This is a genomic window from Pseudomonas sp. CHM02 (assembly GCF_000612585.1).
In the GTDB taxonomy this organism is placed as follows: Bacteria; Pseudomonadota; Gammaproteobacteria; order Pseudomonadales; family Pseudomonadaceae; genus Aquipseudomonas.
In genome coordinates this window covers 66,085-79,246 of sequence record NZ_JFCA01000022.1, presented here as the reverse complement: position 1 = coordinate 79,246, position 13,162 = coordinate 66,085, and the positions used below count along the sequence as shown (strand labels likewise).

Annotated in this window: 10 protein-coding genes; all 10 read right to left on the bottom strand. The window is 64.1% G+C overall.

Annotated elements, in window-relative coordinates; all coding sequences use genetic code 11:
• Positions 1-27: 27 nt before the first annotated feature.
• The 10 genes from BM70_RS0114590 to treZ all read right to left on the bottom strand — a co-directional run bounded on the left by BM70_RS0114590 (position 28) and on the right by treZ (position 13,145).
• Positions 28-789: a PIG-L deacetylase family protein gene (locus BM70_RS0114590; RefSeq protein WP_025856692.1), complete on the bottom strand. Its 762-nt coding sequence runs from the start codon at positions 787-789 to the stop codon at positions 28-30.
• Between the two features lie 177 nt (positions 790-966).
• Positions 967-1,626, bottom strand: a complete 660-nt coding sequence (locus BM70_RS0114585) for a glycosyltransferase family 2 protein (RefSeq protein ID WP_025856691.1) — start codon at positions 1,624-1,626, stop codon at positions 967-969.
• Positions 1,623-2,222, bottom strand: coding sequence for an SAM-dependent methyltransferase (locus BM70_RS0114580; protein WP_025856690.1), 600 nt, complete (start codon positions 2,220-2,222; stop codon positions 1,623-1,625). Before BM70_RS0114580 ends, BM70_RS0114585 begins: the two co-directional genes overlap by 4 nt.
• Positions 2,219-2,977 carry a PIG-L deacetylase family protein gene (locus BM70_RS0114575; RefSeq protein ID WP_025856689.1) on the bottom strand — a complete coding sequence of 253 codons (759 nt, stop codon included), beginning with the start codon at positions 2,975-2,977 and terminating at the stop codon, positions 2,219-2,221. The genes BM70_RS0114580 and BM70_RS0114575 overlap by 4 nt, the downstream gene beginning before the upstream one ends.
• The gene (locus tag BM70_RS0114570) at positions 2,974-3,972 is read right to left on the bottom strand and encodes an acyl-CoA dehydrogenase family protein (protein WP_025856688.1); all 999 of its coding nucleotides are present in this window, start codon (positions 3,970-3,972) and stop codon (positions 2,974-2,976) included. Before BM70_RS0114570 ends, BM70_RS0114575 begins: the two co-directional genes overlap by 4 nt.
• Position 3,973: 1 nt before the next feature.
• On the bottom strand, positions 3,974-6,133 hold the full coding sequence (gene glgX, locus BM70_RS0114565; RefSeq protein WP_025856687.1) for a glycogen debranching protein GlgX: 2,160 nt from the start codon (positions 6,131-6,133) through the stop codon (positions 3,974-3,976).
• 163 nt (positions 6,134-6,296) lie between these two features.
• Positions 6,297-6,548: a DUF2934 domain-containing protein gene (locus BM70_RS0114560; RefSeq protein WP_025856686.1), complete on the bottom strand. Its 252-nt coding sequence runs from the start codon at positions 6,546-6,548 to the stop codon at positions 6,297-6,299.
• A gap of 23 nt (positions 6,549-6,571) precedes the next feature.
• Positions 6,572-9,322: a malto-oligosyltrehalose synthase gene (locus BM70_RS0114555; protein WP_025856685.1), complete on the bottom strand. Its 2,751-nt coding sequence runs from the start codon at positions 9,320-9,322 to the stop codon at positions 6,572-6,574.
• Positions 9,319-11,403, bottom strand: coding sequence for a 4-alpha-glucanotransferase (gene malQ, locus BM70_RS0114550; protein ID WP_025856684.1), 2,085 nt, complete (start codon positions 11,401-11,403; stop codon positions 9,319-9,321). Before malQ ends, BM70_RS0114555 begins: the two co-directional genes overlap by 4 nt.
• Entirely contained in the window at positions 11,400-13,145 is a 1,746-nt protein-coding gene (treZ, locus tag BM70_RS0114545) for a malto-oligosyltrehalose trehalohydrolase (RefSeq protein ID WP_025856683.1), read from the bottom strand. The genes malQ and treZ overlap by 4 nt, the downstream gene beginning before the upstream one ends.
• Positions 13,146-13,162: the final 17 nt, after the last annotated feature.

The following is a 13,162-nucleotide window of genomic DNA, read 5'->3' as shown; positions in this document are numbered from 1 at the left end:
TGACGCGAGCAGCAGGCGTAGTGGGGTTTACGAGAGCACTATCTCATAGGGTTCGCGCATTCGCTCCAGCAACACCTGCGCCAGCATCGGCGCCAGGCCGATCTGCGGGTCGCCGGCCAGTTGGCTGGCATAGGCATGCGCGGCATGGAGCTTGCGCGCCACGCTCCACGTGTCCAGGCGCACCTTGCGCGCTCGTTGCCACGGGATGATCGCACCTTCGCGGGCGGGCCAGTGCCAGGCCCAGATCGGCAATTCATACAGCTGCGCACCCACCAGGCTGCAGGCCTTGGCACTGGCACGGCCGACGGCGTCATGGTCGTCATTGCCATCGTTGCGCCAGGTGCTGAACACCACGTCGCCGGGCTGCAGGTAGCGGGCAATGAATTGGCTCAGTTGTGGTTCGCGGGCGGCGAGGGCGTTATCGCAAAAGCCGCCGCGAATCCACTTCAGGCTATGCAGTGGCATGCCCAGGCGGCGCAGGGCTTCGGCACTCTCTTGCGGGCGCACCACACTGAGGCGGCTGGCTGGCCAGACATTGGAGCCTGGATGGCTGGCGCTGCCGTCGGTGATCGAGATCAGTTGCAGCGGGTGTTCCAGGGTGCTGAGCAATTGCAGCAGCCCGCCGCAGGCCAGGACTTCGTCGCCGGGGTGCGGGGCGACGATCACTACCCGTGCACCCGGTGGTACCAGTGAGGCGGGCGTAATGGGAGGGATCTGCGCCAACTGCGGGGCGCTGTTCCAGATTTGTGCAGGACCGCGACGGCCGTCGCTTAAGGAAGCAAGCTTCATGGGGTGTCACATCCTTGTCGATTGATGCGGGGTCGTGCCCCGTTGACGGGACGACTCTCTTTTATCCACCACGGTCTGCGCCGCAGTGGCTGCGTGGCACCCCAACCCTGGAATGCCAGCAAGGCGTATTCAGCATAGACAAGGATTGGGTGGTTTACATTCTGTAACGCCGTTTTTTTAAGTGGCGTGCATCAGGCTCTTCAAATAGTCGCCAAACCCGCCCTGGGCGCGGGCGTCCAGGCGTGCACTGGTGATCACCTGCGGGGTGTGGCTCCAGGCGATAGACGCGCCGCACAACTCCAGGCTGCGAACCAATTGCACGTCTTCATGGCACGCCAGGGGTTCGAAACCACCGGCGCGCACATAAGCGCCGGCGCTTACGCCGAGGTTGGCACCGTGAATGTGCCGATGACCGTCACGGGCCTCGTAGCCCTGAAGATAACGAATCTGCGCCGCGGGGTCGAAATCTTCGCTCCACGCATCCACCGTGACCGTGCCACACACTGCATCCACTTCCAGCGCCAGTTGGGCCACCAGCCAATCGGGGGCTACCCGGCTGTCGGCATCGGTGCAGGAGATCCACCGTGCGCCCTGATTGAGCAGATGCCGTGCACCCACGCCCCGCACGTGCCCCACATTGCGCGCCTGGGCTTCCAGGCGTTGCACCGGGTAGGCTTTGGCAATCGCGGCACTGCCATCGCTGCAGCTGTCGAGCACCACCAGGATGTTCACGGGCTCGCCCAACAGCCCCGGGTGGCTGGCGGCGATCAGCGCTGCTTTCAGGCAGTCGTCCAGCAACGCCTCTTCGTTGTGTACCGGGATCAGAATGCCGATCATCGCAGGCCCTCGAGGGTGGCGACCGAGGTGCCGTCGCGGCTCCACAGATCAAGAAGGAAGTCATGTTCGTGATGGCTGGCGACGCGTGGCATATCCAGGCGCTGCTGCAGCAATGCGTGCACCTGTTCGGCGGTTTGCGGGCAACCTTCGATCGGTGGACGCCAATGGCAGGCGAGTATCTGGCCGTCGCTGGTCAGCGAGGCGCGGGCACGATCGATCAACCGGCACAGGTCATCGGCATCGAGGTAGTAGCACAACTCGCTCAACACGATCAGCTCGAACTGGCCGGTCGGCCACTGTTCGGGCAAGCGGCTCTGCTGCACCTCGGCATAGGGGAAACCCAGCAAGCGACTGCGCGCCAGCGCCACGGCAGCCGAAGCCGTGTCGCAGCACAGCAGGCGATCACAGCGGGGCGCCAGCTCGAAGCTCAGCTCGCCGTTGGCACAACCGGGTTCAAACACCGAGGCATAGCGAGGCCGCGTGAGTATCGCCAGGGTCATTGCGCGCTTGCGTCGTTCATACCAGCGTTGGCGGAACGCCCAGGGGTCATCGTTCTCGGCGAACAGTTGGTCGAAGTAAGGCGTGGCCACACTCATACGAATACCACTTCAAAGGGTTGCAACAGGCGCTCCACCACATAGGGCGCGAGCACGGGAGGCAGGCCGATCTGCGGGTCGCCCTCCAATTGGCTGGCAAACGCATGGATGGCATGGCGCTTGCGGGCCACGGCTTCGCAGGTCAGCGGGATCTTGCGTGCGCGGTGCCAGGGCACCAGGCTGTTTTCCGGGGTTGCCCAGTGCCAGGTCCATACCGGCAGTTCATACAGGGTGGCGCCTGCGGCTTGAGATGCCTGGGCACTGGCACGACCCACGGCCTCATGGTCGCAATGGCCGTCTTCGCGCCAGGTGGTGAACACCACGTCGGTGGGTTTGAGGTAGCGCTGGATGAACGCTGCGAGTTCGTCCTCTCGCGCTGCCACCTGGCTGTCGGAGAAGCCTGCGCGCAGCCATTTCAGGCTGTGCAGCGGCAAGCCGAGACGATGCAGGGCCTGGGCGGACTCCTGGGGGCGCACCACGCTCAGCCGCTCCACCGGCCAGCGTCGCGAACCGGGGTGACTGGCGCTGCCATCGGTGACGGAAATCAACTGGATCGGCCGGCCCAGCGCCGCCAGCCCCTGCATCAGGCCACCGCAGCCCAGCACCTCGTCATCCGGGTGCGGGGCGACGATCACTGCGCGGTGCCCTTCGGGTACCAATTGTTCGATGCTGATAAGCGGCAGTTCGGCCATCTTTGGTGACGCCTGCCAGTGATGCAACGGCGTGCCCTGGCCAACAATCGGGTTGGGTTTCATAGCTGCCACCTCCCTGTGGGTTCACCGGCAACGAACTCTCCGAGGCCGGCCAAGTCGCGTTCGGCATGGCTTTGGCGCACATACACCGGCAGGTCCGCCATCAGTTGGGCAAAATGCGGGTCCTTGCAGTAGGGGCCTGCGCCGACCGCACGACCCACGTGGCGTATCACTTGTTCAACGGTGTCTTCGATACAGGCACGGGCCTGCTGGGCCAGTTCCCTGGCGTCGGCCGCTGGTTCGCGGTCGATCTGCCTGGCGCTGGCACGCAGCACGCACGCCGCGCTGTTCAACGCGCTGTCCACGGCGCCAAGGTGGGCGAGGGCATGGGGTTCGGGGCGCTTGCTGCATTGCTCGCGCAGGACTTCCGCCAGGCGTTGGGCGCCGCCATACCAACAGGCAGCGATACCGACTCCGCCCTGCCAGAAACCGGGGCGAGCGAGGTAGTCTCCCGGCTCGCCCACCGCCAGCCCCCAGGCCCCGTCGAACACGATCTCGACGCTGCCGGTGGCGGCCATGCCGACGGCGTTCCAGCCTTCATCTGTCACGGTGATGCCGGGCTGGTCCATGTGCACCGCCACCAATTGCTGGCGATCCTCTTCGTCCCAGGCGGTCAACAAACCATGGCTGACCACCGCCGCGCCAGAACACCAGGCTTTGCGTCCTTGCACCCTCAGGCGATGGCCCTCCCGGTGCACGCGTACCTTGGCGGTTGGCGGCTCGGCGGCCCACATGCCCCAGGTACTGCCCAAGGGCGGCAAGGGGCTGTCGAGCTCGGCAATGATCGCCAAGGCATCGGTATGGCCTTCGAACAGCTTGCACAGGCGCAGGTCATGACCCGCCACCTGCGCCAGGCGACTGAACCGCGCCAGGGTCTGGCCGCTGCCCGGCAAGGGCAATTGGTCCAGGCCTTCCTCCTGAAGCGCCTTCAGGGCCACGCCCAGGGCTTGCGTGTCCGCATAGCCCCGGAAGCCTTGAAGGAATCGGTGCAAAGCCATCTCACACCTCGTCTTCACGCTGCAGTTCGAACAGCAACAGCGAGCGGCCAGTCACCGCGTACTCGTGATCAAAGTCAAAGCGTTCCTGGCCGCGTACGGCGGGCTCGTTGGTATCGAGCATGCAAGTCCAGAATTGACCTTCGGGCACCGACGGCAAACGGAAATTGACCATGTCGTGGTGCGCATTCACCACCAGCAGCAAGGTGGCGTCAGCGCCGGCGCGCCGGATGCCGGTCTCCTGGGCACGGCCATCCATCAGCATGCCCAGGCAACGACCGTGGCTGTCTTCCCACTGCTCCGTGGTCATTTCGTTGCCATCCGGCGCCAGCCAGGTCACGTCCTTCACGCCGATGTCTTCGTTGTAGTCGCCCACCAGGAAACGCCCACGGCGCAGAATCGGGTAGGCCAGGCGCAGCTTGATCAGGCGCTTGACGAACTTGAGCAGCGCCTTGCCGTCATCGTCCAGGTCCCAGTTGACCCAGCCGATCTCGCTGTCCTGGCAATAGGCATTGTTGTTGCCGTGCTGGGTGCGGGCGAATTCGTCCCCGGCCACCAGCATCGGCGTGCCCTGGGCCAGCAGCAGGGTGGCAAAGAAGTTGCGCATCTGGCGCAGGCGCAGCGCGTTGATTTCCGGGTCGTCGGTCGGGCCTTCCACACCATGGTTCCACGACAGGTTGTTGTTGCTGCCGTCCTGGTTGTTTTCGTCGTTGGCTTCGTTGTGCTTGTCGTTGTACGACACCAGGTCATGCAGGGTGAAACCGTCGTGGGCGGTGATGAAGTTGACCGAGCTGTAGGGGCGGCGGCCGCGATGGTTGAACATCTCGCCCGAGGCTGTCATGCGCCCGGCAAAGTCTGCCAGCTGGCCGTCGTCACCTTTCCAGAAGGCCCGCACGGTGTCGCGGAAGCGGTCATTCCATTCCACCCAGCCCGGCGGGAAATTGCCCACCTGATAACCGCCGGGACCGCAGTCCCAGGGTTCGGCGATGAGTTTCAACTGGCGCAGCACCGGGTCCTGGCGACACGCCACGAGGAAGCTGTGGCGCTCATCGAAACCGTCACGGTAGCGGCCGAGGATGGTCGCCAGGTCGAAGCGGAAGCCGTCGACATGCATCTCGTTAGCCCAGTAGCGCAGTGAGTCAGTGACCATTTGCAACACGCAGGGGTGACTCAGGTCCAGGGTGTTGCCGGTGCCGGAGTCGTTGATGTAGAAACGCTTGTCATCCGGCATCAGGCGGTAATACGAGGCGTTGTCGATGCCGCGCATGGACAGGGTGGGGCCACGCTCGTTGCCTTCGGCGGTGTGGTTGTAGACCACGTCGAGGATCACTTCGAGCTTCTGCTCATGCAGGTGCGCCACCATCTCCTTGAACTCGGCGATCTTGCCGCTGGCCAGGTAGCGCGGGTCGGGGGCAAAAAACGCAATGCTGTTGTACCCCCAGTAGTTGGTCATGCCTTTTTGCAACAGGTGCTGGTCGTTGACGAAGGCATGTACAGGCAGCAGCTCCACCGACGACACGCCCAACTGGCGAATGTGCTTGAGCACGTCATCTTCCATCAGCCCGGCGCAGGTGCCACGCACGGATTCGCCGACCGAAGGGTGGCGCATGCTGATGCCGCGCAGATGGGTTTCGTAGATGATCGTACGGTCCCAGGGCACGCGCACCGGCTGGTCGTTGCCCCAGGTATGCGCCGGGTCGATCACTTTGCATTTAGGCACGAAGGGCGCGCTGTCGCGCTCGTCGAAGCTCAGGTCGTCATCCGGGTGCCCGATGGTGTAGCCGAACAGCGCCTCGGACCATTTGAGTTCGCCCACCAGCTGTTTGGCGTAGGGGTCGATCAGCAATTTGTTGTGGTTGAAGCGGTGGCCGTTGGCCGGGTCATACGCACCGTACACGCGGTAGCCGTAAATCAGCCCGGGGTGGGCGTCGGGCAGGTAGCCGTGGAAGGTTTCGTCGGTGTATTCGGGGAGTTCGATACGTTCCAGCTCGACTTCGCCGGCATCATCGAACAGGCACAGCTCCACCTTGGTGGCGTTGGCCGAGAACAGTGCAAAGTTGACGCCCAGGCCATCCCAGGTGGCGCCAAGCGGGAAGGGCAAACCTTCACGAATCCGCGACGGCTCGTTGCCCGGCGTCGAAGGGGTTTTGTCGGGTTTGCTCATTGAGTTGCTCCTGCAAAGGTCTTTTTTCGGGCCGAACGCGGCCGTGCTGACGCAAGGTCAGATCAATCTTCAAATTTGTACGAAACCCCGTAGGAGCCGGCTTGCCGGCGATAGCGATCTTGAGGTCGCTATCGCTGGCAAGCCAAGCGCCTACGCGGGGCAGTCAGCTGGCGGGTTTGCGCGGCGCTGCCTTGGACTTTTTAGGCGGCGGTGGCGGGGCAGCTTTAGGCTTGGCCGTCGCCTTGGGCGCGGCCTTGGGCTTGGCAGCGGCCTTGGGCTTGCTGGGCGTCAGCGCTTCGGCTTCCGCCAGTTTGCGCGCCATTTCCCAGTGTCGCGCATCCTCGCCGTGGGGTTTACCTTCAGACTCCCAGATCTGATGCGCCAGTTCGCGTATGCGTTTGTCTTCAGTACTCATCACAATGCTCCTCACAGAAAATTTCAGCTTTCTTGATCATCAGGATTGATAAAGACATTGACCGGGAAATCCCCCAGGGCAGTGCTGATCAACAGCTCCTTGTCTGGTGTGACTGCGCCTGTATGAAAAAGTCCCTTCCAGTTTCGAGTTGGCGCGGCGAACGGTAATTTCACCCGCGTATCGCCCCAAACCTGCGCATTGATCTGGGGATGCACACCGTTTTCAAGCAGGTGATAAGGCCAGCGCGGCACCACCACCAGCAGGTGTTTGCCTTGATGTTCGCGACCGAAAGCAACCACCCGTTCGGCGTGTTTGCCGACCACTTCCAGCGGCGTATAGGCGCCGTTGCGGAACAGGTCGGGATGGGCGTTGCGCAAGCCCAGCACCTGGGCGATCAACGCCTGCTTGATACGCCCATCGCGCCAGTTGAACAGCAGTTCGCCGCTGTCCGGCGGGGTATCCAGCGCCTGTTGCCGTGCGTTGAAATCCACCGGACGGCGGTTGTCCGGGTCCACCAGGCTGAAGTCCCAGAACTCATCGCCCTGGTACAGGTCCGGCACACCCGGCACGGTGATGCGAAGCAAGGATTGCGCCAGGCCGTTGAGGGCGCCGGCCGGGGCAATCACCTGAGCGGCGTCGCCGATGGCCGTGCGCAGCGCATGGCCTTCTTCGCTGAGCAACAGCCGCGAGAGGAACGCTTCCACACCTTGCTCATACGCCTCGTTGGGCGCGCTCCAACTGCTCTGTAACTTGGCTTCGCGCAGGGCTTTCTGTTGCCACTGCCACAGGCGTTGCTGGTAGCGCTCGAAGTCGGACGTCAGGTCCAGCGGCCAACTGCCCAGCAGCACCTGATAGAGGATCAACTCATCGCCGGCTGACGGTGTGTCGGCATCCACACGCAAGGGGGCGGCGAGGCTGCGCCAGTGCTCCACCTGCTCGACGTACCACGGCGCGCACTCACTGAGTACCGCCAGGCGCGCACGCGTGTCTTCGCCGCGCTTGTGGTCGTGGGTAGCGGTGGCCAGCAGGTTGTCGGGGAAGGTCTGCAGACGTTGCCGGTTGACCTCGTGAAAGTCGGCCAGGGGGGCGCTGAACTGCTCGGTGCTGAAGCCCACGTCGTTACGCGACAGCAATACCGCCGAGCGATAGAACGCGGTGTCTTCCACGGCCTTGGCGGCGGCGGGCGAGGTCAATTGCTGGAAGCGCACACAGGCATGCTTGAGGATCTTGCGCTCACGGCCCACCGGGCGGTTGCGCCAAGGCTGGCCGCCGAGCCATTTTTCCAGGTGTTCGAGCACCGGCCAGTCGCCTTCGCCGAGGGTGGTGCGTGCGCCGTCCATGGCCTGCTGGAACACCTTGTCGTCGGCAGCACTGCGGCCGCGTGCGCTGATGTAGGTGCGGTACACCGGGAAGTGCACGATCAGTTCTTGCAAGGCCCGGCGGATGGCGCCGAGGGTCAAGTCACGGGTCATCACATCGTCGCGGGCCACTTGCAGCAGGGCCTGGGCGACGCTTTCAAAGTCGCCGCCGAGGGAGCCATTGAGGATCTGCTGGCGTGCCAGCCGCGCTTCTTCGGCAAACGCCGAAGGCCGTTCGCTGTGGCGGGTCCACAACTCGGCCAGGGGCGCGAAGCCGTCCGGGTGATGTTGCAGCAGCGACAATTGGTTCATGAATTCATAGCCGGTGGTGCCGTCCACTTGCCAGTCTTCACGCAAGGTTTCGCCTTCGCCGAGGATCTTCTCGACGAAGATCGGCAAATGCCGCTCCGGCGACAGCGAGTCCACGCGACGGCGTAGCTTGCGGCAATAACCGCGCGGGTCGGCCAGGCCGTCGATATGGTCGATGCGCAGGCCATCCACCAGGCCTTCGCTGATCAGCTCGAAAATCTTGCCATGGGTGGCTTCGAACACGGCCGTGCGCTCCACGCGCAGGCCGCCCAGCTCGTTGACATCGAAGAAGCGCCGCCAGTTGATATCGTCCGCTGCCGTGCGCCAGCTGGCCAGGCGATAGGCCTGCTGTTCCAGCAAGTGATGCAGGCGGTTGAAGCCCTCGGGATGGCGTGCGTCGAATGCGGTCAGCCGTTGCTTGATCGCCGGCAGCACTTCGGTGGCGCGCTCGGCCAGGGCTTGCTTGAGCCACGCCGCTTCGTGGTAGGCATCGTCTTGGTAGGCGAGGGCGCTGAAGCGCTCCGCCAGGGGCTTGAGCAGTTCATCGTTGCCGAGGATCGCGGCGTAATCCCTGGGGCAGATCGGGAACCGGTGTTCGTAATGTTCGACGTAGAACGCACCGTGGCCGGCATCGAACTGCAAGGTCAGGGTACCGGACTGCAGGGCTTCGCCGTAGTCGCTGCCGAGGAACGGCATCAGCAACTGGCCCTTGAGCAACGGGTCGGGCGAATGCCACTGGATATCGAAGAACTCACTGTAGGGGCTCAGGCGCCCCCATTCGAGCAGGTCCAGCCACCAGGGGTTGTCGGCGCCGCCCACGGCCATATGGTTGGAGACGATGTCGAGGATCAGGCCCATCTCATGTTCGCGCAGCGCAGCGACCAGACGGCGCAGGGCCGGCTCGCCGCCGAGTTCCGGGTTGACGCTGGTAGGGTCGACCACATCGTAGCCGTGCATGGAGCCGGCGCGGGCGCTGAGCAGGGGCGAGGCATACAGATGACTGATGCCCAACCGGGCGAAATACGGCACCAGAGGCACTGCATCATCGAGGGTGAAGCCTTTATGGAATTGCAGGCGCTGGGTAGCGCGCAGGGGCAGTGCTTTCATCGGTCACGCTCATAGGCTTGGTTGCGCGCGACGGCCAACAACTCGAGGCGGCGGGCGGCACCGGCATTGTCGAGCAGGCTCGACGCCTCACCCGGCAGGCGACGGCGCCAGTTGGGGTGGGTGTCGGTGGTACCGGGCAGGTTGGCTTGTTCTTCCACGCCAAGGGCGTCCTCCAGCGGCAACAGCACCAGCGGGGCGCGGGTGTGGCCGAGGTAGCGCACGCTGGCGTCGATCATATGGTCGGTTTCATTGCGGATCTCGTCGACGAAATTCTGCGGGTCCTGGCTCAAGGCCTGGCGCAGTGCCTGGCGCTCGCGCAGGCGGTGTTCGCTCCATTGCTCCACGGTGGGCGCATCGATCAGGCCGAGCTGGATATTCCAGTCGATATCGCGGCTGTGCCACCAACCGTTGAGGGTCGGCAAGTCGTGGGTGCTGGTGGTAGCCAGGGCGTTGTCGGGCCAGTCGAGGATCGGCTTGAACCGGCCTTCGTGGTTTTGTTCGAACAGCAGCACGCGCATGCCGAGGATCGAACGGGCGATGAGTTTTTCACGCAGGCCGTCCGGCACTGTACCCAGGTCTTCACCCAGCACAATCGCCTGATGACGATGGGACTCCAGTGCCAACAGGCGCAGCAGGTCGTCCACCGGGTAATACAGGTAAGCGCCCTCGCGTGGCGACGCGTCCATGGGGATCACCCACAGGCGTTGCAGGCCCATCACATGGTCGATGCGCAACCCGCCGGCATGGGCGAAGTTGGCGCGCAGCATTTCGATAAAAGCACGAAAGCCATGGCGCTTGAGGCCTTCGGGGGAGAACGCGGAAATGCCCCAGCCCTGGCCGGCACGGTTGAGAATATCCGGCGGGGCGCCCACGGTCAGGTCGGCAAGCAATTCATCCTGGCGGCTCCAGGCCTGGCTGCCGCCGCCATCGGCGCCCACGGCCAGGTCGGCGATCAGGCCGACGCCCATGCCGCTGCCGCGCGCGGCTTGTTGTGCGCGTTCAAGGCAGCGGGCGATCAGCCATTGGTTGAAGGCGAAATAGCCGATCTCGTCACGGTGGTCTTCGGCGAACTGCGCCAGTGCGGGGCTCTGCGGGGTGCGCCAGTCTTCAGGCCAGTGGCGCCAGTCGAGGTCTTCACCCGCCGCTGCGCGGGCCGCTTGCACGGCTTCGAAGCGGCAGTGGTTTTCCAGCGCCTCTCCACCGGCCTGGCGGAAGCTCTGGAAGTCGGCGTGTTGTGGGTGGTGGCCGTGGCGGAAGTCTTCATACAGCGCACGCAGCAGGCGCTGCTTGGCCTGGGCGGCCGCTGGCCAGTCGATCAGGGTGTGTTGCTCCAGGTCGTGCAACTCGTCCGCCAGGCCGCTTGCCTCGATGGCGTTGCGCACTTCGCGTTCACCGAGGATGCAGCCCGGCGAGGCATACAGGCTGTTGAGGAACAACCGGCTGGAGGGCGAATACGGGCTGTAGCGCCCGGTGTCGGCGCTGAACATCGCGTGCATCGGGCTGATCGCCAGGGCATCGGCGCCACGCTCGGCCGCCGAACGGGCCAGGTGCTCCAGGGCCAGGGTGTCGCCAAAGCCGCCATCGCCCAGGCGACGCAGGCTGTACAGTTGGGCACTGAGACCCCAGGCACGGGCGGGCTGGGTGTCGACCGCTTCGGCCACGCTGTAGCAGTGGGTGGGCGCGACGGCCAGGGTGAAGGTCTGGTCGGCGATATGCACCTGGTGATAACCGAGGGCAATGATGCCCGGCAGCACGGCGGCGCCATCGAGCCGCAGTTCCAGGGTAGCGCCGTCTTCGAGGCTGACCCGGCACGGGGTGTCCGCTTCGAAGTAGCGGGCCAGGTCCAGGCCGGCGCCGCTGTCGATGGTGAGTAACGGTGGCAGGTGTCTGTCTTGTTGCACCTGCTCCAGTTCGAGCAGGCTGGCGTCGATCTCGGCATCGGTGTCGGCCGGGTGGCCCAGGCCTTTGAGAACGGCGCGCAAGGCGTCGGGTTTCACATGTTGCGGGCGGCCGTTTGCGTCGATCCAATCGACGGCCAGGCCCGCTCGGCTGGCGAGGATTTCCAGGTTCGCTTCGCTCAAGGGTGCTCTCCAACAGGGGATAGGGTGACGCGTGCGCTGTACGGCGGCAGGTGCGCGCCCGCGTTGGCAGGCGTTTCAAACAGGACTGGCTGCGTCGCCGGGTGATCCACGGACACGTCACTCAGGTTGAGGTCGATCTGCAGCACACGGCCATTGCCCAGGCGCCAACGGGCGGTCACGGCACCTTCGGTCAACACCTCGGCACCCAGCGCCACGCTGCCAGGCAGGTGCGGGGCGATGTGGCGATGGCGCAGGCCCAGCAGTTGGCGGTAAAGCCGGGTATGCTCGTTTTCGTCGAAGCTCGGGGTGGTCTGCACAAAGGTCGGCAGGGCATTGGGATCGGGGATGCGTTGGCGTCGCTCTGGGTCCTGGAACGCAGCGAAATCCTTGAACTCATTGCGTCGGCCTTCGCGCACCGCTTCTGCCAGTTCGCCATGGTGATCGGTGAAAAACAGGAAGGGCTCGCTGGCGTTGACCTCATCGCCCATGAACATCAGCGGGATCATCGGCGAGAGCAGCAGCAGGGCGGTCGCCGCTTTCAGCGCCTGGGGCGAGCAGAGTTGATGCAGGCGCTCACCCAAGGCACGGTTGCCGATCTGATCGTGGTTCTGCAGGAACGCCACGAAGGCGGTCGGCGGCAGGTACCCACTGGGTTCGCCGCGCTCATGGCCATGCCGGGTGGTATGCCCCTGATAGATAAAACCTTCGCCCAGGCAGCGCGCCAGTTTGGCGGTAGGCGCGTGGGCAAAGTCGCTGTAATAGGCATCGGTTTCGCCGGTCAGCAGGACATGCAGGACGTTATGGAAGTCGTCATTCCACTGAGCGTCGAAATCGTGTTGCAGCAGGCTGGCCTGGTTGAGCTCGTTTTCCAGCATCAGCCAGACGTGCCGACCCGTGTCCACTTGCTCGCGCACCCGGTGCGCCAGCTCCTTGAGAAAGTCCGGGTTATCAATGGCGTGTACAGCGTCCAGGCGCAGGCCGTCGAAGCGGTATTCGAGCAACCACATCAGTGCGTTATCGAGGAAGAAATCCCGGACTTCACGCCGATCGAAGTCGATGCCGGCACCCCACGGCGTGTGCACGTCCTCCTGGAAGAAACCCTTGGCGTACTGGCCCAGGTAATTGCCGTCGGGCCCGAAGTGGTTGTAGACCACGTCGAGGATCATCGCCAGGCCATGTTCGTGGGCGCTGTCGATCAGGTGCTTGAGCTGTTCGGGAGTACCGTAGGAGGCTTGGGGGGCGTAGGGCAAGACCCCGTCGTAGCCCCAGTTGCGATCACCGGGAAATTGCGCCAAGGGCATCAATTCAATCGCGGTAATGCCCAGCTCGGCCAGGCGTGGCAGGTGTTTCTCGATTTCGGCATAACCGCCCATTGCACCGACGTGCAGTTCATAGATGACTGCTTCGTGCCAGGGACGGCCTTGCCATTGGCTGTGACGCCATTGATAGGCGAGGGGATCGACCACCAGGCTCCAACCATGCACATCCGAGGCCTGGGCCCTGGATGCGGGATCGGGTACATCCATTTCCCCATCGATATTGAAGCGGTAGCGCGTGCCCGCCGGGCACGCTATTTCAGTTTCAAACCAGCCATCTGCCTGGGGCAGCATGGCGACGGACTTGCCGTTTTCCAATTCAACGCTGACATAAAACGCGTCTGGCGCCCACAAGGCAAAACGCGTGTGTTGCGCGTCCAACATGATTGCGCCGTGGGGCCAGGTTTCCAGAGTCCGTAACGGCATCTACAAAAACCTCCCTT